Source organism: Acinetobacter sp. AB03 (assembly GCF_058107045.1).
Genome location: NZ_JBUEBA010000002.1, coordinates 948326 through 969096, shown reverse-complemented (window position 1 = coordinate 969096; position 20771 = coordinate 948326). Strand labels below are relative to the sequence as shown.

Sequence of the window (20771 nt, the reverse complement as noted above, 5' to 3'; positions counted from 1 at the left end):
ACAATTTTATAAATTCTTACCGATTTTGAGCGAACCATTCAAAACATAGCTTTAGACAATGCCCAAGTATCAGAATAAATAATATTAACTCATCCTAGCGCTCTGCACAGATTGGAAAAATTCATATAAGACTTTGTTTTATATTTTATTTCCATTTATACCTGTGCTTGCACAAAAGACACATTCTTTTATACTTCAGCTCAATTTAACAGCAACAATAAATACAACGGCGTTATACAGATAACACTTTTAATCACATATTTTTCACTTGGGGAAAATTCGATGGAAATGCATAGCAACTTATATTACAAGCATGCAGATGCTCAAATCATGTCAAAATTAGACCGATTATTTCAAGAACATCGCGGCGATACGAGTCAATTTACGGCTTTAGTCTGTGACATCAATACAGAACATGGCGCTGAACTGGCCGAAGATATTTTAAATACCGTCGATAATATCGAGTTTGACTTAGGTCCTGAATCGCTATACTCCCTCGCGGGTTATTCCATCGCACACTTTGTCCATGGTTCATCAGGTGATGAGTTCATGGAAGCGATTTTGTTCTTCCTGAAAGCCTTGCTTCCAGACATCCATGCGCAAGCATGGGGTTGCGGTGATGATGATCCTTGGGAGTTTTGGTTCAAATTTGAAGGTGATGAACTGGTTCGTGAAGATGATGAACCCCTAAATGATCCTGAAGAAGATGAAGAAATTAAAGCCAGTATTTATGCATGGTGGCACGCAGATCTACCTAAAGAAATTAAAGAAGGCTTTTTAAACGAAGAGTCATAACATCCTAAGCAGCATGACTAGAGTGCAAGTCTATCACTTTGAGTCATGCTGTCACATTCACGGGCGATTTTGTTATCAACTTTTGAGCTACCAAATCGGCAGTTCTGTGGTTTGTTTGATATTTTGCAAAGGAATTTCTGTTTTAATACTTTGTATATTGGGGATTTTATTCAAGCGATGGATTTGAAACTGTCGATAGGCGTCTAAGTCTGCAACCACAATACGTAAAAAGAAATCACAATCCCCTGCCATTAAATGACACTCGACCACTTCAGAAACTTCACGAATCGATTCAACAAATTGGTTCACAGTTTGCGGATCCTGACTTTTTAGCCAAATGCGTGCAAACACGGTCAAACGCAGATTCACCTTAGCAGGATCAACCAAAGCCACATAAGCCCGAATAATCCCGTCTTCTTCTAGCTGTTTTACTCGCCTTAAACACGGTGAGGCAGACAGTCCGATACGCTGAGCCAACTCATTATTTTGAAGTTTTCCATCAACTTGTAGCACTTGCAATATACGTTTATCGGTTTGATCCATAAATTTCACCTCCTAAAGCATAATTTTGCTCATATTTAACCAATTACAGCATATTATTCCAAACAAGACCTATATTAAGCTAAATAAAGCAAAAAATATCTTCGGAAAAAGCCTAAACTTATTCACCTACTGCACCAAAACCTAGCACGCATAGGCGATTTAAAATGTTCTCCCTTAGAAATACGACTCAAGAACTCAATGACTCTACAGATTACGTCGAGTTTAAACGTGGTATTAAAACATCTATCCCCATGCTGCTGGGCATTATTCCTTTTGCTTTGGTCCTAGGAACACAAGCCACTCAAAAAGGCTTTAGCCATTTAGAAGTTCCATTATTTACTGGCCTAAACTTTGCGGGCGGTTCCGAGTTTGCCGTGCTCGAGGTCTGGACCAATCCACCAAATTTTCTCGTTTTAATTTTCATTACTTTTTTAGTCAATAGCCGTCATTTGCTCATGGGTGCAAGTCTCGTGCCCTATTTACGCCATTTGCCTAATCGACAGGTTTTCCCTGCCCTGTTTTTCATGTGTGATGAAAGTTGGGCCGCAGCTCTTGCCGATGCAGAAAAGAAGAAAAGATTTGGGCTACAACAGGCCTTTAGCATGCCCTACTACGCAGGCATCTGTTTTGCTCTGTACTTGATGTGGGTCAGTTTTACCAGCTTAGGTGCCATTCTTGGTCCTTTGCTAGGCGATGTTCACCGTTATGGATTTGATATGGCCTTTGCTGCAGTATTTTTGGTTTTACTGCGTGGTATGTGGAAAGGCTTTAGCGCCGCACGCCCTTGGCTTATCAGTCTAATCAGTGCGGCCATTGCTTATTTATATTTACCGACGGGTTGGTATGTGCCTATTGGGGCAATCTGTGGCATCGCCTCTGCCTTCTTATTTATTCAGGAGGATGAGCTATGATCCACAGCACTACACTTGGCGCAATTTTATTGGTCGCAGCAACCACTTATCTGACGCGTATATTGGGCTATGTTTTGCTGAAAAATAAAGCTTTAAGCAACAAACAACGAAAGATTTTGGAAGTTGTTCCAGGCTGCGTACTTATTTCAGTAATTGCACCTTATTTTGTCAAAGACAATGTCGCAGATCTACTCGCCATTGCCATCACATTGATTGCAGCTTCACGCTTTTCACTTTTACCAACCGTTGTGATTAGTATGCTGAGCGCGGCATTATTACGTACCGTGCTCATCTAAACTGAATTTTTAGCGTTCAGGCTGTACAGCTTTAGCGAGAATATTCACCAATTCAGCGTTTTGTAACTCAACTTTTTGCAACTTAGACGTAGTCTGTTCGATCACTTCCTGTTGCACATGCATTTTTTTTGCAAGATCTTGCATAATTTCCAAGGTCTTTTTTAAATTTTCTTCAAGATGATGTACTTTTTCTTGCAGCTGATTTTGCTCTACGCTTGGATCGGTTTTATCTGCCTGATTTTTAAATTGAAACCAAATTAAAAAAATGACAGCGACCGCCAACAACAAAATAAATCCCCAAATTAAGATCAACATAAGCACCGCTCTACATTATTTTCGTTTATAAATTCATGATAACCACAAGTCTGTATTCGGTCTATGCCTATCATCTTGTTTTCAGAGTAAAAGATGCTTAAAAATAAAAACCTTTAGGTAGTTGACGCACTAAAAGATTCACACAAATCTAATAAGCGGTTTGCATAGCCCCACTCATTGTCATACCACGCAAAGACTTTAGCTTGATGCCCCACCACCATGGTTTGCGTTAAATCAACAATAAGTGAATAGGGTGAATGATTAAAATCTGAAGACACCAAAGGTTCATCCGTCACATCCATAATTTCACGGTAGTCTGACTTCGCCGCCTGAATCAGTACTTCATTAATTTTATGGTCGGTAATTGGTGTTTGCGAAATAAAAGTTAAATCAATTGCCGCCACATTAATCGTTGGCACACGAATCGAATAACCATCGATACGATCGGCCATTTTCGGCATGACTTGTTTTAAAGCACCTAAAGCAGACGATGTCGTTGGGATAATGTTTTGACCTGAAGCACGAGCACGTCTTAAATCACGATGCGCATGATCCAATACAGACTGATCGGCAGTCACTGCATGAATTTCCGTCATGAGTGCAGTATCAATCCCAAAAGCATCATCAATGATTTTAACCAAAGGCACTAAGGCCTGCGTAGTACATGACACACTGGAAATGATTTGGTCACTGACTTTGACCTCATGGTGATTCACCCCATACACAATTGCGGCATCAACCGAGTCAAAAGGTGCCGCACCGATAATGACCCGCTTTGCACCGGCACTGATATGCCCTGTTGCTGCTTCACGCGAGCGAAATAAACCTGTGCACTCTAGAACCACGTCTACATGGAGACTTGACCAAGGTAAATTCTGCGGGTTTGCCTGACACAATACTTCAACCTTGAGCTGCGATTGATCTTTAGAAAGATGTAAATAAATCCTTTCATTTTCATAACTTAAATCGACTTTTCCGGGAAAGCGCCCATGCGTGGTGTCATATTTAAATAAATGCAATAAGGTTTCTACATCTGCTACATCATTTACCGCGACGATTTCAAACTGAAAGTTCTTTGGATTTTCAAACCAAGCGCGAAGTACATTACGTCCGATTCGACCAAATCCATTTATCGCCACTCGTTGCATGACTTGCCCTTATGTATAAAATGATGAAAGATAAAGCAGGCTTATATTAATGGATTTATACAGATTTGGTTAAGCTTTCTTTTTCTATCATCCATCAGTGAAGATGATGAATATGAACCCTTAAGTGATAAATTGACCGGCCTGACCACCTCGCACTAATCAACTCATTTCCACGAAATGATATAAATATCCAACAATAACAAGCAAAATCTTAGAACTATCGAATACATAGAAATGTCATCAATTCGCCTTAAAGTGATTGGTGCAACATCCTTTTTCCGTTATAATTTGGCGTTTTAAAATTTTTAAGCCAGTATCTGAAGTCAGCGTATTTAGAATAAGACTTTCTTCAGCTACTATTAGCCAAATCGAAATTATGGAGTGACTTGGTTGTGAGTACTCGTTTTATGACATCAGCTGAAATTCGCGAAGCTTTTTTAAGCTACTTTGAATCGCAAGGGCATACACGTGTCGCGTCGAGTTCTCTAGTTCCCGCCAACGACCCTACTTTGTTGTTTACCAACGCGGGTATGAACCAATTTAAAGATTGTTTCTTAGGCCTAGAAAAACGTGATTATGTACGTGCAGTGTCTTCACAAAAATGTGTCCGCGCAGGTGGTAAACACAACGACTTAGACAATGTCGGTTATACCGCACGTCACCATACCTTCTTTGAAATGTTAGGTAACTTCTCATTTGGCGACTACTTCAAACGTGATGCGATCAAATTTGCATGGGATTTCCTCACTGGTGAAGCTTGGTTAGCACTGCCTAAAGACAAACTCTACGCAACGGTTTACCACACTGACGACGAAGCATTTGACATCTGGAACAAAGAAATTGGTTTAGATGCTAGCCGTATTATTCGTATTGGCGACAACAAAGGTGGTCAATACGCATCAGATAACTTCTGGGCAATGGGTGATACAGGTCCTTGTGGTCCATGTTCTGAAATCTTCTTTGACCATGGCGACCATATTTGGGGTGGCTTACCAGGCACACCTGAAGAAGACGGCGACCGTTTCATTGAAATTTGGAACAACGTTTTCATGCAGTTTAACCGTACTGCGGATGGCGTATTACACCCTCTTCCGGCGCCTTCTGTTGATACAGGTATGGGCTTAGAGCGTATTTCTGCTGTTTTACAACATGTTAACTCAAATTACGAAATTGACCTGTTCCAACACTTACTCAAAGCAGCCGCTGAAATTATTGGTTTAGATACCGCTGCACTTGAAGCAGAAGCTCGCGAAAAAGGTACACCAGTTCAATATCCTGCATCACTTAAAGTGGTTGCGGATCACGCACGTTCATGTTCATTCCTGATTGCTGATGGTGTAAACCCATCCAATGAAGGTCGTGGTTATGTACTACGTCGTATTATCCGTCGTGCAGTTCGTCATGGTAACAAGCTAGGTGCAACAGGTTCATTCTTCCATAAAATGTTGCAACCTTTAATTGAAGTGATGGGTCAAGCTTACCCAGAACTTGAAGCACAGAAAGTACGTATTGAAGCGCAATTGCTGAAAGAAGAAGAACAATTTGCTAAAACTCTAGAGCAAGGTTTGAAATTGCTTGAAGGTGAATTGGCTCAACTGAAAGGTTCAGTGATTCCAGGTGAAGTGGTGTTTAAACTGTATGATACTTACGGTTTCCCAACTGACCTGACTGCTGACATCGCACGTGAACGTGATTTAACCATTGATGAAGCAGGCTTTGAAGTTGAAATGGCTGCGCAACGTCAACGTGCACGTGATGCAGGTAAATTCGCGATTGACTACAACTCTGTTGTTAAAGTTGAAGGCGAAACTCAGTTTGATGGCTATGATGCAACGGTTGGCGAAGGTCAAATTATCGCAATCTACAAAGATGGAGAACAAGTTGATGAAGTGGTTGAAGGTGACGAAGCCCTCATCGTACTGAACCAAACTCCGTTCTATGCAGAAAGCGGCGGTCAAATTGGTGACACGGGTATTTTCAAAAACGACACGGGTATTTTTGAAGTCCAAGACACCAAGAAATCGGGCGGTGCTTTTGTCCACCAAGGGATTGTTACTGTAGGTAGCATTAAGGTTGCTCAAAATGTTGAAGCAACAGTCAAAGCAGACATCCGCGCTGCAACTGCACGCAACCACTCTGCAACTCACCTTTTACATGCTGCACTACGTCAAATCTTAGGTGAACACGTACAACAAAAAGGTTCATTGGTTGCCTCAGACATCTTACGTTTTGACTTTGCCAACGATCAACCTGTGTCATTTGAACAGCTTCAAGAAATTGAACGTCTTGTAAACGCTGAAGTAATTGCCAACACTGCAGTTTCTACTGAGCTTTTAGACATCGAATCTGCGAAAGCAAAAGGCGCGATGATGTTGTTCGGTGAAAAATATGGCGATGAAGTTCGTGTACTTTCAATGGGTTCAATCATTGAAGAAAAGAACTTCTCAATTGAGCTGTGTGGTGGTATTCACGTTAAACGCACGGGCGACATCGGCTTGTTCAAAATCACTTCTGAAGGTGGTGTAGCTGCAGGTGTGCGTCGTATTGAAGCGGTAACAGGTACCAAAGCCATTGAAGTTGCTCAAAAAGCTGACCGTGATATCAACACCATCAATGGTTTATTGAAAGCTCAAAAAGACCAAACTTTAGAAAAAGTTGAAGCCTTAGTCGACACAGCATCAAGCTTGCAAAAACAGATTGAGCAACTCAATCAAAAACTTGCCAGCTTCCAAGCTGCTGAACTTCTTAGCCAAGTTCAAACGCTTGCGGGTCGTCAAACGCTGATCACGACTGTTCAAAACATGGATGCGAAATCACTTCGTAACCTACATGACGGTGTGAAATCAAAATTAGAAAATGCAGTCATCGTACTTGCTGGTGTTGAAGGTGACAAAGTTAGCCTGATTGCATCTGTAGCAAAAGACTTTACTGCTTCTATTAAAGCAGGTGACATCATCAAACATCTAGCAACTGAGCTTGGTGGTAAAGGTGGTGGCAAACCTGACTTAGCACAAGGTGGCGCGCCACTAAACGAGAAGTTTGCAACAGTGATGGCAGATTTAACTGCTTGGCTTGAAGCGAAATAAAACTTCACCTTTTGTGTAACTGACCCTGAATGATGCATTCAGGGTCATGGTTTATATGGAACAACTATGGCATTAATCGTTCAAAAATATGGCGGTACCTCTATGGGTACTCCAGAGCGCATTTTAAATGTTGCTCGTCGTGTAAAGCGTTGGCATGACCACGGCCACAAGGTTGTAGTGGTTGTATCAGCAATGAGTGGCGAAACCAATCGTCTACTTGCTTTAGCGAAAGCCATTACCGAAACCCCTGACCCACGAGAATTAGACCAAATGGTTTCTACGGGTGAACAGGTAACGATTTCAATGTTAGCAATGGCGCTCAATTCTATTGGCGTTGAAGCTAAGTCACTTACGGGTCGCCAAGTCGGTATCAAAACAGACAATGCGTTTACCAAAGCACGTATCGAGTCGATTGATACTGACACCATGACTGCGCATTTAGATGCTGGTCGTGTGATCGTGGTTGCTGGTTTCCAAGGCTTCGATGCCGATGGTAACACCACCACCCTCGGCCGTGGCGGTTCAGATACTTCTGGTGTAGCACTTGCTGCAGCATTAAAAGCAGATGAATGCCAAATCTATACAGATGTAGATGGCGTTTATACGACTGACCCACGCGTTGCACCAAAAGCGAAAAAAGTAGACCGTATTTCATTTGAAGAAATGCTGGAAATGGCATCACTTGGTTCTAAAGTTCTACAAATTCGTTCGGTTGAATTTGCAGGAAAATACCAAGTGCCTTTACGCGTATTATCAAGTTTTGATAATGACGATGATGGCGCATTCGACGAAGACTTTAAAAAGAACGTCGGAACACTAATCACCACTGAGGCGGAAGACAACATGGAACAACCAATTATCTCTGGTATCGCATTTAACCGTGACGAAGCTAAACTTACGATTCTAGGTGTTCCTGATGAACCAGGTATTGCATCTAAAATTTTATCGCCTATTGGTAATGCCAACATTGAAGTGGATATGATTATCCAAAATGTTGAAGAAGATGGTACAACTGACTTCACTTTCACGGTAAACCGTGGCGAACTTGCAAAAGCAACAAAAATTCTTCAAGAAACTGCTCAAGCTATTGGTGCGCGCGAAGTTGCTACACGTGATGACATTGTTAAAGTGTCAATTGTAGGTGTTGGTATGCGTTCGCATGCAGGTGTTGCAAGTAAAATGTTTACTGCCCTAGCTGATGAAGGCATCAACATTTTGATGATCTCAACTTCAGAAATCAAAATTTCCGTGATTATTGAAGAAAACTACTTAGAACTTGCTGTACGTTCTTTACACACTGCTTTCGGTTTAGACCGTGAACATGGTGAATCAAGCGCACGTGCTTAAGCAATCTTGCGAAAAACTTGTCATTGTCTGACAGTTTTTGCAAAAGACTACAAAAATCAGGGGCCACTATAGTTTTTTCTATAGTGGCTCTGTTATATTAAGCCCGAGGCTTTCTTAAATTTAGATGAATGTTATACCTAATGTCACTAGATATCTAAAAATTCAAGTGTCATGTGGTTGTATTAAACATTTGTTTAAATTTTTTTAAATACAAAAAATTATGTATTTTACTTTAGTACAACTGCAGGTTTAGCGTTTTGCAAGGAGATAAACATGCTGATTTTGACCCGACGCGTCGGTGAAACATTAATGATTGGGGATCAAGTAAGTGTTACTGTACTTGGTGTCAAAGGCAACCAAGTTCGTATTGGTGTCAATGCTCCCAAAGAAGTATCTGTACATCGTGAAGAGATTTATCAACGCATTCAGCATGAACGTGCAATGCATGAACATCTTCAACATCTTGATCAGGACTACCAGCCTGCATTTGAAGATGAAGGTGCACAGCAGAATAATTTCAATCGTTAAGATTGAAACATTCAGATATAAAGCGGCCCGATTGGCCGCTTTAAATTTTTATACAGTCTCTTTTTGCTCAAGTGCCTCAATTACTTTCTTTACAGGCCCAAAACTACGACGATGCTCGTCAATGACCCCATGTTCAGCAATCGCCTCAAAATGCGCTTTGGTTGGATAACCTTTGTGTTTGGCAAAACCAAACTGAGGATATTTTCGATCCATCTCAATCATTTGATGGTCACGTGTCACTTTGGCCAAAATACTCGCCGCTGAGATTTCAGCATGTAAAGCATCCCCGCCCACAATTGCCTCACAGCTCATACTCAAGCCTTGTGGAATTTTATTACCATCAACCAAGACATGTTCAGGCTGTATTGCAAGCTGTTCAACCGCGCGGCGCATCGCAAGCAAAGATGCTTGTAAAATGTTGATCTCATCAATTTCAGCAGCACTCGCCTCAGCAATCGCCCATGCCAATGCTTTTTCCTGAATTTCGACAAAAAGTTTTTCACGTTTTTTTTCGGTCAGTTTTTTGGAATCATTTAACCCTTGTATCGGGTTATTCGGGTCTAATATTACCGCAGCAGCGACCACTGAACCCACCAAAGGGCCGCGCCCTGCCTCATCTGCACCTGCAATTTGCATTTTCTACTCTCATAAAAAATGGCTGATCAACAGCCATTCTAAAATTTAACAATTTATTCGGCTTAGTTTAGCATTTCAGAGGCGCATGTGGCTGTTGTTTTTGTTGCTGCTAAAGCACCATAGGTTGCCTTTGCTTTGGGATCAATTGCCGCCAAAGCCAACTGCTCTTTAGACAACACTTTGGGTGAGTTATCACCCACACAGTTACATACTTCACGTTTTTTCTTTTGTTTTTGGTCTTCTGATAACAGCTTACTGCCCATGATCCATGTCGGATTAGTTTCTATTTCATCCATACATTTTGCATGTGAGGCCATTTTAATAGCCGAGATTCCATCATCATCTGAGCTAGATAAAGGATTCGATACACAAGCGGAAAGTATAAGCGAGCCAAACAAACAGAGAATTAACTTATCATTGAACCGTACCGGGTTTGTCGGAGAGTCAATATTCTGAGAGACTACCCCGATGACAAAATTAAAATATACCCCTGAAATCAGAGAAAGAGCGGTTCAATTATTGATTGAATCTGAAAAAGATTATCCTTCTACTTGGGCTGCAATCACAGCAATTGCGCCTAAGATTGGTTGTACTCCTGAAACACTTCGTGCCTGGCATCAAAAGCATTTAGATCAGCAAAATCCTATTAGAGTACAACAGATATCTGATCAAGAAAAAATGAAGCAAATGGAACGTGAAATTAAAGAATTAAAGCGTGCCAATGAAATTCTACGTAAAGCAGCCGCTTTTTTCGCCCAGGCGGAGCTCGACCGCCCACACAAATAATGGTGGATTTCATCCATAACAATAAAGACTTATATGGTGTTGATGCGATTTGTAGAATTTTACCGATCGCACCTTCAACCTATTACCGGACTCTAGATCTCTGCGATGAGAAGCATTGCTTCGCAAGGGAACATCGAGCAAAGCGAGATTTACATGACTTGCATCATGCTGAGGAGATTAAACAAATTTGGAAGGAAAGTTCAGGTCGGTATGGTGTACGTAAAGTCTGGCAAAAACTGAAACGTGAAGGCTATATTATTGCACGCTGTACTGTTGCTCGATTAATGCAAAAGCTAGGTATACAAGGTGTTTGGCGGGGTAAGAACAAACAAACCACCCGTAGCCGAGAGGATCAAAAACGAGCAGATGATTTAGTGAAACGTAATTTTACTGCTGATCATCCTGACCAACTGTGGGTGAGTGACTTTACGTATATTCAAACAAATTCAGGCTGGGTTTATACTGCATTTATTATTGATGTGTTCTCACGAGCAATTGTTGGATGGAAAGTATCGACACGGATGAATACAGATATGGTGCTCGATGCATTGGAGCAAGCATTGCATGATCGAGGCATGCCAAAGAATGTGATTCATCATTCCGACAGAGGTGTGCAATATCTTTCCATTCGCTATACCAATCGTTTAGAAGCAGCAAATTTACGAGCATCAGTCGGTACGACTGGTGATTCATACGATAATGCTTTGGCTGAAACGGTGAATGGCTTATACAAAACAGAGGTGATTGAATATCTAAAAGCAGATTGGCAAGGTTTAGCAGATGTACAACTTGCGACACTAAATTGGGTAGATTGGTTCAATAAAGAGCGTGTACATAGTGCACTAGGTTATGTATCACCTTTTGATTTTGAAGCAATGTACTATGATAAGATTAACCCGTTAGGTCAGGTGGCCTAACTTAAATAAAAAACTCTCCGACAAACCCGGTACGGTTCACATTTTTCATACAGATACACCCTTTGTTGTAAAAGAAATCAGGCTTCAATTGTTATTATTCACATCAATATAAAAGATAAACACCAAAAAGTACAAAAAAACTGCAAAGAAGCGAGGCATGTCCCCCGCTTCTTTGATATATCACAACTTAATTCACCGCTTCAGCCACACATGCATTGATGGTTTTCGTCACAGCATTGCTAATAATGGTTGTACGCGCCGCAGGGTCAATGGCCGCTGTTGCCACATCGACAGCGGTAATATTTTGTGGGGCTTTCTCACTGACACAACCACAAATTTCGGTTTGAATATCGGTTTTTTGATCAGCCGTCATAAATTTGGTTGCTGTTTTCCATGCTGGCAGATTATTCAACTCAGTCGTACATTTTGCATTAATGGCAATTTTAAGCGCTGCTGTACCCAGTTGTTGTGTGGTGGTCGTCGTATTGGTCGTTGCCATATCAGTCGTTGTACAAGCCGAAAGGATCAAAGCCAAAGGAGCAAGCACTGCAATCATTTTTTTCACGGATATATCCATTTATAACAGTTAAAGTGCGCGTATTTTGCCGAATCTTTGCTATTTACGGAAACACTATTTCCATGCCATTTTAATATCTTTCGCTTATTGCACGGTTTTAGATCAGTCATGCGCCATTGGTCTGTGCAGCGTTGCAGAATATCAACGCTATGTTGCATCTACTACATTTTTGACCTATCTATAGTTCTATAAAATAGCGCAACATAAAAATGGATGTGAATCTAATGAACTCGGCAAATACCCATTACACGCGTACTGCTCAAATCCTGCATTGGCTCATGGCAATTATCTTTATTGCTGCTTGGCTGATTGGTTTTTATAGCTGAAACTTCCTCAGCTATGATGCTGATGGTAGCTTTAAAGGGGATGTCATTACCTTACATAAGAACATTGCAACCACGATTATTTTTCTGGTGGTGATTCGTATCTTTTGGCGCTATACCCACCCTGCACCCAAACTTCCAGACAGTATGTCACCGTTCATGCAAAAAATGGCACACCTCGGTCATTTGGCTTTATATTTCATTTTGTTGGCTTTGCCAATTACTGGCTGTTTATTTAGCTGGAGTGCTGGGCACCCTGCGCCTGTATTGTACCTTTTTGAAATTCCCCGTTTAGTACAAGACAACCCTGAATTACTCGCAATCGTAAAACCTTTACATATCTGGATTTCATGGGCTGCAGGATTGCTGTTAGTGGGTCATATTGTAGCAGCACTGAAACACCACTTTATTGATAAAGATAATGTGTTAAATAGCATGACCAAACAAGCAAAGTAAGACCAAGTTGAATTAGCCTAAAAGCATCAATCTGTTGCTTTTAGGACTTCATCCACCACACATCCTTTCAGCGTATTCAACACGCCCTGTTGGACCACCTGTTTTTTGACTTGTTCATCAACCACTGCACGCAACAAAGTTGTTGCTGGAATATCGTTTAACGCATTTTCACCCACGCAACCACAGATTTGCGTTTGGAGCTGATTCTTTTTCTCTTCACCAAGCAATGCTGTACTGACTTTCCACAACCTTGTCGCTTCAAGCTCTACACCGCACTGATACACCACCACAGGCTTTAGTAGTTTTTGCGTTAACCCAGTATCGGTTTTGAGTAAATAAACTGCAAAGAGCACAAAAATAACCACAAGCAATGCAATGATTTTTTTCATATCAACCTCACATAAAAAAGACAGAGCGAACTCTGTCTTTAAAAGGACATTAGATTAAGCAATAGCTGCAATTTCAGCCGCCCATTTTTGCTTCTCTTCTGCCGAAATAAATGACGCTTCAAAAGAGTTCAACGCCAATTGTTTTAGCTCAGCTGCTGTTAAGTCTAACGCATCTGTAATGGCAATAAAGTTATCATTCATATAACCACCAAAGTACGATGGATCGTCTGAATTTACTGTTACTTGCACACCTTGTTGCAACAAACGGCGGATATTGTGCTGTGCCATATCTTCAACGACACATAACTTTAAGTTACTGAGCGGACAAACTGTCAGTGGCATTTTCTCCGCGATCAAACGCTGCATTAATACAGGATCTTCTTCAGAACGCACACCGTGGTCAATACGATTCACTTTAAGCAAATCTAAAGCTTCCCACACATATTCTGCTGGACCTTCTTCACCCGCATGCGCAACCACTAAAAAGCCTGCTTCACGTGCTTTAGCAAAGACATGTTCAAACTTTGAAGGAGGATGTCCAACTTCGCTTGAGTCCAAGCCTACACCAATGATTTGATCTTTATACGGCAATGCCTGTGCTAAAGTTTCAAGGGCTGCTTCTTCACTTAAATGACGCAAGAAACACATAATCAAATGCGAACTAATGCCAAATTTTGCCTTGGCATCATCACATGCGCGTTGCAGACCATTAATCACTGTTTCAAAAGCAATACCGCGGTCAGTATGCGTTTGTGGATCAAAGAACATTTCGGTATGCACTACACGATCTTCGGCACATTTTTCAAAATACGCCCAAGCCAAGTCATAAAAGTCTTGCTCATGAATCAGTACATTTGCACCTGCATAATAAATGTCTAAAAATGATTGCAGATTGTGAAAATTATAAGCCTGTTTCACTTCTTCAACCGACTTATAAGGAATGTCTATTTGATTACGCTGTGCGATTGCAAACATGAGTTCTGGCTCAAATGTCCCTTCAATATGCACATGCAATTCAGCTTTTGGTAAAGCACGAATGAGCTCCAATTGACTCATATATTTTCCTCTTTAAAATAAAAAAGGGCGTAAACTGAGTTTACACCCTTATCACTATTTGATGAATTAGCCACCAAATAACGCGAATTTTAATGCCCAAAGCACAGCCACGATCCACACCATGTACGGTACAGTCGCCGCTTTACCGGTGAACAATTTAACCAATGCATAGCTAATAAAGCCCATCGCAATACCATCTGCAATTGAGTAGGTAAATGGCATAAATACAATGGTTAAGAACGCAGGTACAGCTTCAGTAATATCATCCCAATCAATATGGGTAATCCCCTGAATCATCAACACACCAACAAATAACAATGCTGGAGCTGTTGCAAAACCAGGTACAGATTGAGCTAGAGGTGCTAAAAACAAACATAAGATAAATAACACACCGACCACAACTGCGGTTAAACCTGTACGGCCACCAGCAGCAACGCCCGCAGACGACTCAATATATGGTGTCGTCGAAGATGTACCTAATGCTGCACCAGCAACAATTGCGGTTGAGTCTGCAAATAATGCTTTTTTCAAACGTGGAAGCTTGCCATCTTTCAGTAAGCCTGCACGATGTGACACACCCACCAATGTACCTGTTGAGTCAAATAAATCGACCAAGAAAAATACAAAGATGACACCCACCAAGCTTGCCGTAAATAGACCTTCAAAGTCCATTTGCATGAATGTTGGAGCAATTGATGGAATCTCACCAACAACACCTTTAAACTCGCTTAAGCCCATAGCTGTTGAAATTGCAGTTAAAGCCAAGATACTAATAATAATGGCACCACGCACTTTAAAGTGATGCAGTACAACCACCATCAAGAAGCCAAATAAAGCCAAAAGAACCGTCGGTTGCTTTAAGTCGCCCAATCCAACCAAAGTCGCTGGATTGTCCACAATAACGCCTGCATTTTTTAAAGCAATCAACGCAAGGAATAAACCAATTCCGCCGCCAATCGCAAGCTTAAGCGACATTGGGATTGCATTCACAATGGCTTCACGGATCTTAAACATACTGATCGCAATGAACACCAAACCTGATACAAACACTGCAGCTAAAGCAGTCTGCCAAGGCACACCCATACCCATACACACCGAATAGGTAAAGTAAGCGTTTAAGCCCATACCTGGTGCTAATGCAATTGGATAATTTGCAACAATACCCATAACCAAACAGCCAATTGCGGCTGCAAGACAAGTCGCTACAAAGACAGCACCATGATCCATCCCCGTTTCGGATAAAATCATTGGATTCACAATAATGATGTAACACATGGTTAAGAATGTGGTTACACCTGCAAGAAGCTCTGTACGAAAACTGGTTTTATTTTCACTCAGTTTGAACATACGCTCGAGCATATTTTCTGAAGATGGATTAGGAGTCGTCATGACCTAGCCCCTGTAAATAAACTTTTAAAACTGTATAACTGCCAAAAAATTTCGACACTCAGTACGATGAAAATCTGATTAAATTTCTGGAAGTTAAAGCAATGAATATGCCAAATTTCCTCAATTCAGGAAAAGTTTATTTAGCCATGAATGGTTCAAACGCAGGGTTGAACCATATATACCTAAACAAAAAAGCCGCATAAACCGTATGCAGCTTTCAACAAAAACGTCATTTTAGACTCAAAATCTAAAATTCAATATATCTTGGCGCGAATTATAACACACTGATTTTTAATTGTTTTAAATTTATTTTTAATTAAAATTCAACATGATAAGTCATTTATACATGATTTTATTCTATCTTAAGCATCAAAGTACTTTAATGGAGACCTGCTCGATTATTGCTTCAGCATCACTTTGAAGCGGGCTACTAACTTTTTCAGGCACGGCCTTTGCCTTTGAGAAAGGACTCAACTTTTGTACTCTAGGCTCAGCACTGTTCATGAGTTGATTCAACTGTTGCTGTTTTTTCGTTTCTGTATCCTGAAAAACAGCAAACCCAAGCAAACAAACTGCAGCCACAAAAATAGGGATTAGAATTTTTTTCATGACATTCACAATATCCACAACTGCTTTAGCATGATTACAAATCATAACAAATAATACAAAGGGTCACACATTTATCAGATAAAAAGCATCTTCACACTTTATAGTTTTTTCTGATTTAATTATTTCAATAACATAAGATTAAGTTAAACGAGTGAGAAAAAAATATGATCAAAGTGCTCAATTTTGTAATATTTTATATTTCAAAAAATTACAGTTGATTAACCTTTTATGAACATAATTTGGTTTAGACAAGATCTTCGCATACACGACCATGCTGCACTTTGGCATGCAAGCCAACATGGACCTATGCTGGCTTTAGTGATCCTATCCCCACAACAGTGGCTATTACATCATGACGCGGCTGTAAAAATTGATTTATATGTCAGACAATTGCACGATTTAAAACAGAGCCTTGCTCAACTGAATATTCCTTTGCTCATTCTAAATATTCCGCTGTGGCAAGACATTCCACGTCAGCTTTCATCTTTATGTCATACACTGCAAGTACAACAAATCTTTGCAAATATCGAAATGGGCGTGAATGAGCTTAAGCGCGATGCCGAAGTTCAACAATGCTTAAATCAGCAGCACATTGAATTTACGCTCTTCCAAGATCGAACCCTCTTTCCCTTAAACAGTATTCGTAACCAATCTGGTAAGCCCTATCAAGTCTTTGGCGCTTTTAAAAAAACCTGTTATGAGCGCTTAAATATTGGCTTACCGCAGTGTTACCCTCTCCCTTCTGCACAGCAACCTATACAGCTTCCTGCCGATTTAAATACAGCCATTCCACGCATTGAATCGCTGATTGATGTGAATACGAATGATTTAAATCAAATTAAAGCCTATTGGCCTGAAACGGAAATATATGCGCTTTCAGTGCTCGATGATTTTATTAATCACAAAGTTAGTGACTATCAAAAAGAGAGAGACTTTCCATTTTTAAATAGCACCAGCCAACTTTCAACTTATTTAAATCTCGGGATCGTGTCGATTCGCCAGTGTCTCAATGCCCTGTTTCGTGCTCAACACGGTCAATTTATGATTGATAACACAGGCCAGCAGATTTGGTTAGATGAATTACTTTGGCGGGAGTTTTATCAGCATATTTTATTTGATTTTCCACATGTCTCTAAACATCGGCCATTTAAAGCCAATACACAGCATATTATTTGGCGAGATTCGCCTGAAGATTTAAACGCATGGCAACAAGGTCGTACCGGTATTCCAATTGTGGATGCAGGCATGCGACAACTCCTTGAGACAGGCTGGATGCATAATCGAGTTCGTATGATTGTCGCAATGTTCTTAACTAAAAACTTGTTGATTGATTGGCGTCTGGGTGAGCAATGGTTTATGCAACATTTGGCTGATGGTGACTTAGCTGCCAATAATGGCGGATGGCAGTGGTGTGCCTCGACGGGCACCGATGCTGTACCTTACTTCCGAGTCTTTAACCCTGTGAGCCAATCTCAGAAATTTGATAGCAATGGTGATTATATTCGACAGTGGCTGCCAGAGCTTGCACATTTAGATGCCAAAAGCATTCATGAGCCTTATGCGAAGCAGCAGAATATGGATTTGGACTACCCCAAACCAATCGTCGATTTAAAATCCAGTCGTGTTCGTGCCATCGAAGCATTTAAAGGGCTTTAAATACCTAAAGCTTGGGCTAAGTTTTGCTTAGCAAGACGCTCATAGCACTTTTGGAAAAATGGTGTCTGGTACAGTGGCTGCGTTTCTAAAAAGTGCCTTAACACTTGTTGGCGCTTCTGCACATAAAGTGAAGGCTCAACCCAAGCATATTCTTGCTGAATTTGGCGTTCATATTCAGCAAAACGCATAGGATCGCTGGCTAAAATAACCAGATCAATATCCAATAGATAAGCCAAATCAGTGTCAGCGGTCGGTGCATGTGCTTTGGTTGCCAAAATCCATGCATAGATCTTTGCAATTTGCTCAGCTCCAAGCACATTTTCAAGCATCCGTTGCATATAATCGGCGCTTTGCTGCTCATTATCATGTGCTTTCGGGTTATAAATGACATCATGAAACCAAATGGCCAACTCAACAGACAAAGTATCATCCAGATAGGTTTTGATCTGATGAAAATGCTCTAAACATTCAACAATATGTTGAATGCTATGATAATGCCGCTGCACTTCACTATAGGCGCCATAAAGCAACGCATAGAAATTTTGAGTGGTATCGTCATCCAAACTCAGTTGCTTTGCGGTGAGCGCCCAATAGTCCTGAAACTGTTTTGTATACTGCACCATTGGAAGGCCCTTTCGTTATGCCGCCTGTTCATCTCGTTTAAAGACCAACTCGCCTTTTAATGAGCTGTCTGCATCAAAATAATAACCATCTGTCTGGAATGATTTTAACCCTTCAATTTGATCAATTTGGTTTTCAATCATATAACGCGCCATTAAACCACGTGCTTTTTTGGCATAGAAACTAATGACTTTATATTTGCCATTTTTCTGATCTAAAAACACAGGTTTAATAATTTCTGCTTGGATTTTGCTTTCTTTCACAGATTTATAGTACTCATCCGAAGCAATATTCAGCAAAATTTTAGAACCTGCCTGTTCTAAATCTTGGTTAATTAAATCGGTAATGTGATTGCCCCAAAACTCATACAGATTATGTCCGCGTGGGTTAGCCAGCTTGGTTCCCATTTCTAAACGATATGGCATCATCAAGTCCAATGGACGTAGCAAACCATATAGACCAGAGAGCATTCGTAAATGTTGCTGTGCATATTCAATGTTCGACTCTGACAAATGATATGCATCTAAACCGGTATAGACATCGCCTTTAAAAGCAAACATGGCTTGTCGTGCATTGGTAAAGTTGAATTCTGGCTGCCAATCGCGAAAACGATCGACGTTTAAGGTGGCAATTTTTTCACTGACGCTCATTAAGCTTGCAATTTCACTTGCTGACAGTTTGCGACTAACTTCGATCAATTCTTGGGAATGTTGCAGCAATCTGGGTTGTGTATACGCATCGGTAGGTAAAGCAGTTTGGTAATCTAAAGTTTTGGCAGGAGAAACAAGGGCAAGCATAGATAACCTGATTAAAAAACAATTAAACAGACTATATCAGTAGACTTATTTTATTGCCAATCTGTGTTTTTAATAAGCATAAACGGTTAAACTAGCCCATTCTCCTGTTATATGTATCGATTCTCTATGTCTGAGCAGATGTTCATTCAAGGTCCAGTTGGGCAAATTGAAGTTTTTGTAGATTATCCACAGGGTGAAGTGAAAGGATTCGCGGTAGTTACTCACCCCCATCCACTCCAAGGTGGTACGCCTCAACACAAGGTTCCAGCATTGCTTGCGCAAATGTTCTTAGAACGCGGTTGCATTGTGTACCGTCCAAGTTTCCGTGGCTCAGGTCAAAGTGTTGGTCTACACGACGAAGGTCATGGCGAAACTGATGATGTTCTTGAAGTGATTAAGCATGCTCGTGCAGCACATACAACTTTACCCTTCTATGCAGGTGGTTTTAGTTTCGGTGCGCATGTCATGGCAAAATGCTATGATGCTTTACAAGAAGAAATTCGACCAAAACAAACCATTTTATGTGGTCTACCAACGGCAACGGTCGCAGGTGTACGCCACTATGTAACACCACAACTGAAAGGTGACATCTTATTCATCCATGGCGAAGCCGATGAAGTGACCTTACTGTCTGACATGATTACGTGGGCTAAACCGCAGCGCCATTTAGTGACTGTATTACCTGGTGCAAACCATTTCTTTACCGGTTACTTAAAACAGTTACGTATTGCGATTACACGTTTCCTGTGGATTTAACACATCACTCAGTTCAGGAAAGAAATGGCTGTCTAACATTAGCCCCTTTCTTTCTTGAACTTTTTATTTTTAATCTAGACGTATCTCTTTTTCTATTCCAACGCTTAATAAGCCATTTCCAGCAGCTTGATTAGTCTTCCCTTATATCTCTTGTCAAAATAGTTTTAAGCTTCCTTTTGAGCGCTAAACTCAACCAGCACGATCTCCATCAAATACCTGTTTTAAAAATCAGTGAGGGTTGAATCCTGCTAATGGTACTTTATGCAACAATCCACGCTTGAACTTGATATATTCTGCACATCATTATTAAAATAATAAGTTATACAATCAACATCTTAGCTCGAGAGAGCTATTCATTTAAATAATTTTTAAAATATTCAGGGATTTTATGAAAACAATTCTCGGGCAGTTTTAGTCACTATAGCCACCACATCAGCCTGTGCTCAAGACATTATAGGAACTTGGCGTTATATCGATGATAAAACTGGAGAACCCAAAGGTCTGGTGAAAATTGAAAAGCAAGCCAACGGGACTTATGCTGGAACTGCACTGAAAGCAACACCTCGTCCAGGTTATACAGCAAAAGAGTTTTGCACCAACTGCCCTGCACCCTACACCGATAAGCCTATTATTGGTATGCAAGTGATTACCGGTTTAAAGACTGAAAATAATATTAATTATACTCATGGTAAAATCATTGACCCCGTTTCAGGCAAGCTGTATAGCCTAAAAGGTAAAATTAGCCCAAATGGGAAAAAGCTATTCTTAAGAGGTTATTTAGGTGTTTCTGCTGTGGGACGTAGCCAAACTTGGTTACGTGTGGAATAAGTCTTA

22 protein-coding genes, 1 pseudogene and 1 other annotated feature are annotated in these 20771 nt (G+C 40.7%); of the genes and pseudogenes, 11 read left to right on the top strand and 12 right to left on the bottom strand.

What is annotated here, in order from left to right; all coding sequences use genetic code 11:
- Positions 1-282 precede the first annotated feature (282 nt).
- The gene (locus ACY3FQ_RS05070; RefSeq protein WP_489773660.1) at positions 283-795 is read left to right on the top strand and encodes a hypothetical protein; all 513 of its coding nucleotides are present in this window, start codon (positions 283-285) and stop codon (positions 793-795) included.
- An 87-nt stretch (positions 796-882) separates the two neighbouring features.
- On the opposite strand, the gene ACY3FQ_RS05065 is transcribed toward ACY3FQ_RS05070, so the two are convergent.
- Positions 883-1338 (bottom strand): Lrp/AsnC family transcriptional regulator, encoded by a 456-nt coding sequence (locus tag ACY3FQ_RS05065; protein WP_126037223.1) that lies wholly within the window; start codon positions 1336-1338, stop codon positions 883-885.
- Between the two features lie 164 nt (positions 1339-1502).
- Here ACY3FQ_RS05065 and ACY3FQ_RS05060 point away from each other — a divergent pair, with 164 nt between their 5' ends.
- Both ACY3FQ_RS05060 and ACY3FQ_RS05055 read left to right on the top strand, forming a co-directional pair.
- Complete coding sequence (locus ACY3FQ_RS05060; protein WP_126037225.1) at positions 1503-2249, top strand: AzlC family ABC transporter permease; 747 nt, start codon at positions 1503-1505, stop codon at positions 2247-2249.
- Positions 2246-2545 carry an AzlD family protein gene (locus ACY3FQ_RS05055; RefSeq protein ID WP_126037227.1) on the top strand — a complete coding sequence of 100 codons (300 nt, stop codon included), beginning with the start codon at positions 2246-2248 and terminating at the stop codon, positions 2543-2545. The genes ACY3FQ_RS05060 and ACY3FQ_RS05055 overlap by 4 nt, the downstream gene beginning before the upstream one ends.
- A 9-nt stretch (positions 2546-2554) precedes the next feature.
- On the opposite strand, the gene ACY3FQ_RS05050 is transcribed toward ACY3FQ_RS05055, so the two are convergent.
- Both ACY3FQ_RS05050 and ACY3FQ_RS05045 read right to left on the bottom strand, forming a co-directional pair.
- Complete coding sequence (locus ACY3FQ_RS05050; RefSeq protein WP_126037229.1) at positions 2555-2860, bottom strand: hypothetical protein; 306 nt, start codon at positions 2858-2860, stop codon at positions 2555-2557.
- A gap of 113 nt (positions 2861-2973) precedes the next feature.
- Positions 2974-4008, bottom strand: coding sequence for a type I glyceraldehyde-3-phosphate dehydrogenase (locus ACY3FQ_RS05045; RefSeq protein WP_279043041.1), 1035 nt, complete (start codon positions 4006-4008; stop codon positions 2974-2976).
- 392 nt (positions 4009-4400) lie between these two features.
- Here ACY3FQ_RS05045 and alaS point away from each other — a divergent pair, with 392 nt between their 5' ends.
- The 3 genes from alaS (at position 4401) to csrA (ending at position 8969) form a co-directional block, all read left to right on the top strand.
- Positions 4401-7094: an alanine--tRNA ligase gene (gene alaS, locus ACY3FQ_RS05040; RefSeq protein WP_279043043.1), complete on the top strand. Its 2694-nt coding sequence runs from the start codon at positions 4401-4403 to the stop codon at positions 7092-7094.
- Positions 7095-7160: 66 nt separating this feature from the next.
- Positions 7161-8441 carry an aspartate kinase gene (locus tag ACY3FQ_RS05035; RefSeq protein WP_010327134.1) on the top strand — a complete coding sequence of 427 codons (1281 nt, stop codon included), beginning with the start codon at positions 7161-7163 and terminating at the stop codon, positions 8439-8441.
- A gap of 273 nt (positions 8442-8714) precedes the next feature.
- A complete protein-coding gene (gene csrA / locus ACY3FQ_RS05030) occupies positions 8715-8969 on the top strand; it encodes a carbon storage regulator CsrA (RefSeq protein WP_004982340.1) in 255 nt (84 codons plus the stop codon).
- A 48-nt stretch (positions 8970-9017) separates the two neighbouring features.
- On the opposite strand, the gene rnhB is transcribed toward csrA, so the two are convergent.
- Both rnhB and ACY3FQ_RS05020 read right to left on the bottom strand, forming a co-directional pair.
- On the bottom strand, positions 9018-9605 hold the full coding sequence (rnhB, locus tag ACY3FQ_RS05025; RefSeq protein ID WP_087012125.1) for a ribonuclease HII: 588 nt from the start codon (positions 9603-9605) through the stop codon (positions 9018-9020).
- A gap of 62 nt (positions 9606-9667) precedes the next feature.
- Positions 9668-9901 carry a hypothetical protein gene (locus ACY3FQ_RS05020; protein WP_279043046.1) on the bottom strand — a complete coding sequence of 78 codons (234 nt, stop codon included), beginning with the start codon at positions 9899-9901 and terminating at the stop codon, positions 9668-9670.
- Between the two features lie 172 nt (positions 9902-10073).
- On the opposite strand from ACY3FQ_RS05020, the gene ACY3FQ_RS05015 reads away from it, so the two are divergent.
- A protein-coding gene (locus ACY3FQ_RS05015; protein WP_489773659.1) for an IS3 family transposase occupies positions 10074-11308 on the top strand; the annotation gives its coding sequence in 2 pieces (ribosomal slippage) (positions 10074-10350 and positions 10350-11308; 1236 coding nt in all).
- Positions 10349-10465: a sequence feature (AL1L pseudoknot), on the top strand. (Overlaps the previous gene by 117 nt.)
- Positions 11309-11495: 187 nt before the next feature.
- Here ACY3FQ_RS05015 and ACY3FQ_RS05010 read toward each other — a convergent pair.
- Complete coding sequence (locus ACY3FQ_RS05010) at positions 11496-11873, bottom strand: hypothetical protein (protein ID WP_035326742.1); 378 nt, start codon at positions 11871-11873, stop codon at positions 11496-11498.
- Positions 11874-12109: 236 nt separating this feature from the next.
- On the opposite strand from ACY3FQ_RS05010, the pseudogene ACY3FQ_RS05005 reads away from it, so the two are divergent.
- Positions 12110-12664 (top strand): annotated as a pseudogene (locus ACY3FQ_RS05005) (cytochrome b).
- Between the two features lie 26 nt (positions 12665-12690).
- Here the strand turns inward: ACY3FQ_RS05005 and ACY3FQ_RS05000 are convergent.
- The 4 genes from ACY3FQ_RS05000 to ACY3FQ_RS04985 form a co-directional block, all read right to left on the bottom strand.
- Entirely contained in the window at positions 12691-13053 is a 363-nt protein-coding gene (locus ACY3FQ_RS05000) for a hypothetical protein (RefSeq protein ID WP_218288240.1), read from the bottom strand.
- A 54-nt stretch (positions 13054-13107) separates the two neighbouring features.
- The gene (locus ACY3FQ_RS04995; protein ID WP_279043845.1) at positions 13108-14109 is read right to left on the bottom strand and encodes an adenosine deaminase; all 1002 of its coding nucleotides are present in this window, start codon (positions 14107-14109) and stop codon (positions 13108-13110) included.
- 66 nt (positions 14110-14175) lie between these two features.
- Positions 14176-15498: an NCS2 family permease gene (locus tag ACY3FQ_RS04990; protein ID WP_004696144.1), complete on the bottom strand. Its 1323-nt coding sequence runs from the start codon at positions 15496-15498 to the stop codon at positions 14176-14178.
- Positions 15499-15867: 369 nt separating this feature from the next.
- A complete protein-coding gene (locus tag ACY3FQ_RS04985; protein WP_236769319.1) occupies positions 15868-16107 on the bottom strand; it encodes a hypothetical protein in 240 nt (79 codons plus the stop codon).
- 228 nt (positions 16108-16335) lie between these two features.
- Here ACY3FQ_RS04985 and ACY3FQ_RS04980 point away from each other — a divergent pair, with 228 nt between their 5' ends.
- On the top strand, positions 16336-17763 hold the full coding sequence (locus tag ACY3FQ_RS04980) for a cryptochrome/photolyase family protein (RefSeq protein ID WP_236769320.1): 1428 nt from the start codon (positions 16336-16338) through the stop codon (positions 17761-17763).
- Here the strand turns inward: ACY3FQ_RS04980 and ACY3FQ_RS04975 are convergent.
- Both ACY3FQ_RS04975 and yaaA read right to left on the bottom strand, forming a co-directional pair.
- Positions 17760-18386 carry an HD domain-containing protein gene (locus ACY3FQ_RS04975; protein WP_236769321.1) on the bottom strand — a complete coding sequence of 209 codons (627 nt, stop codon included), beginning with the start codon at positions 18384-18386 and terminating at the stop codon, positions 17760-17762. The two genes, ACY3FQ_RS04980 and ACY3FQ_RS04975, sit on opposite strands and share 4 nt — an antisense overlap.
- 15 nt (positions 18387-18401) lie before the next feature.
- Positions 18402-19181 carry a peroxide stress protein YaaA gene (gene yaaA, locus ACY3FQ_RS04970; protein WP_236769322.1) on the bottom strand — a complete coding sequence of 260 codons (780 nt, stop codon included), beginning with the start codon at positions 19179-19181 and terminating at the stop codon, positions 18402-18404.
- 126 nt (positions 19182-19307) lie between these two features.
- Between yaaA and ACY3FQ_RS04965 the strand changes: the two genes are divergently transcribed.
- Both ACY3FQ_RS04965 and ACY3FQ_RS04960 read left to right on the top strand, forming a co-directional pair.
- Positions 19308-19937 carry an alpha/beta hydrolase gene (locus ACY3FQ_RS04965; protein WP_010327145.1) on the top strand — a complete coding sequence of 210 codons (630 nt, stop codon included), beginning with the start codon at positions 19308-19310 and terminating at the stop codon, positions 19935-19937.
- A 420-nt stretch (positions 19938-20357) separates the two neighbouring features.
- Positions 20358-20765 carry a DUF2147 domain-containing protein gene (locus ACY3FQ_RS04960; protein ID WP_410169719.1) on the top strand — a complete coding sequence of 136 codons (408 nt, stop codon included), beginning with the start codon at positions 20358-20360 and terminating at the stop codon, positions 20763-20765.
- Positions 20766-20771 lie beyond the last annotated feature (6 nt).

Excerpts from the sequence above, each read along its gene's own strand:
- ACY3FQ_RS04975 (WP_236769321.1), bottom strand. The coding sequence starts at position 18,386 with ATGGTGCAGTATACAAAACAGTTTCAGGACTATTGGGCGCTCACCGCA.
- ACY3FQ_RS05060 (WP_126037225.1), top strand. The coding sequence starts at position 1,503 with ATGTTCTCCCTTAGAAATACGACTCAAGAACTCAATGACTCTACAGAT.
- ACY3FQ_RS04980 (WP_236769320.1), top strand. The coding sequence starts at position 16,336 with ATGAACATAATTTGGTTTAGACAAGATCTTCGCATACACGACCATGCT.
- ACY3FQ_RS04965 (WP_010327145.1), top strand. The coding sequence starts at position 19,308 with ATGTCTGAGCAGATGTTCATTCAAGGTCCAGTTGGGCAAATTGAAGTT.
- csrA (WP_004982340.1), top strand. The coding sequence starts at position 8,715 with ATGCTGATTTTGACCCGACGCGTCGGTGAAACATTAATGATTGGGGAT.
- rnhB (WP_087012125.1), bottom strand. The coding sequence starts at position 9,605 with ATGCAAATTGCAGGTGCAGATGAGGCAGGGCGCGGCCCTTTGGTGGGT.
- ACY3FQ_RS05055 (WP_126037227.1), top strand. The coding sequence starts at position 2,246 with ATGATCCACAGCACTACACTTGGCGCAATTTTATTGGTCGCAGCAACC.
- yaaA (WP_236769322.1), bottom strand. The coding sequence starts at position 19,181 with ATGCTTGCCCTTGTTTCTCCTGCCAAAACTTTAGATTACCAAACTGCT.
- ACY3FQ_RS05020 (WP_279043046.1), bottom strand. The coding sequence starts at position 9,901 with ATGGATGAAATAGAAACTAATCCGACATGGATCATGGGCAGTAAGCTG.
- ACY3FQ_RS05000 (WP_218288240.1), bottom strand. The coding sequence starts at position 13,053 with ATGAAAAAAATCATTGCATTGCTTGTGGTTATTTTTGTGCTCTTTGCA.
- ACY3FQ_RS04990 (WP_004696144.1), bottom strand. The coding sequence starts at position 15,498 with ATGACGACTCCTAATCCATCTTCAGAAAATATGCTCGAGCGTATGTTC.
- ACY3FQ_RS05050 (WP_126037229.1), bottom strand. The coding sequence starts at position 2,860 with ATGTTGATCTTAATTTGGGGATTTATTTTGTTGTTGGCGGTCGCTGTC.
- ACY3FQ_RS05065 (WP_126037223.1), bottom strand. The coding sequence starts at position 1,338 with ATGGATCAAACCGATAAACGTATATTGCAAGTGCTACAAGTTGATGGA.
- ACY3FQ_RS05045 (WP_279043041.1), bottom strand. The coding sequence starts at position 4,008 with ATGCAACGAGTGGCGATAAATGGATTTGGTCGAATCGGACGTAATGTA.
- ACY3FQ_RS04995 (WP_279043845.1), bottom strand. The coding sequence starts at position 14,109 with ATGAGTCAATTGGAGCTCATTCGTGCTTTACCAAAAGCTGAATTGCAT.
- ACY3FQ_RS05070 (WP_489773660.1), top strand. The coding sequence starts at position 283 with ATGGAAATGCATAGCAACTTATATTACAAGCATGCAGATGCTCAAATC.
- ACY3FQ_RS05035 (WP_010327134.1), top strand. The coding sequence starts at position 7,161 with ATGGCATTAATCGTTCAAAAATATGGCGGTACCTCTATGGGTACTCCA.
- ACY3FQ_RS04985 (WP_236769319.1), bottom strand. The coding sequence starts at position 16,107 with ATGAAAAAAATTCTAATCCCTATTTTTGTGGCTGCAGTTTGTTTGCTT.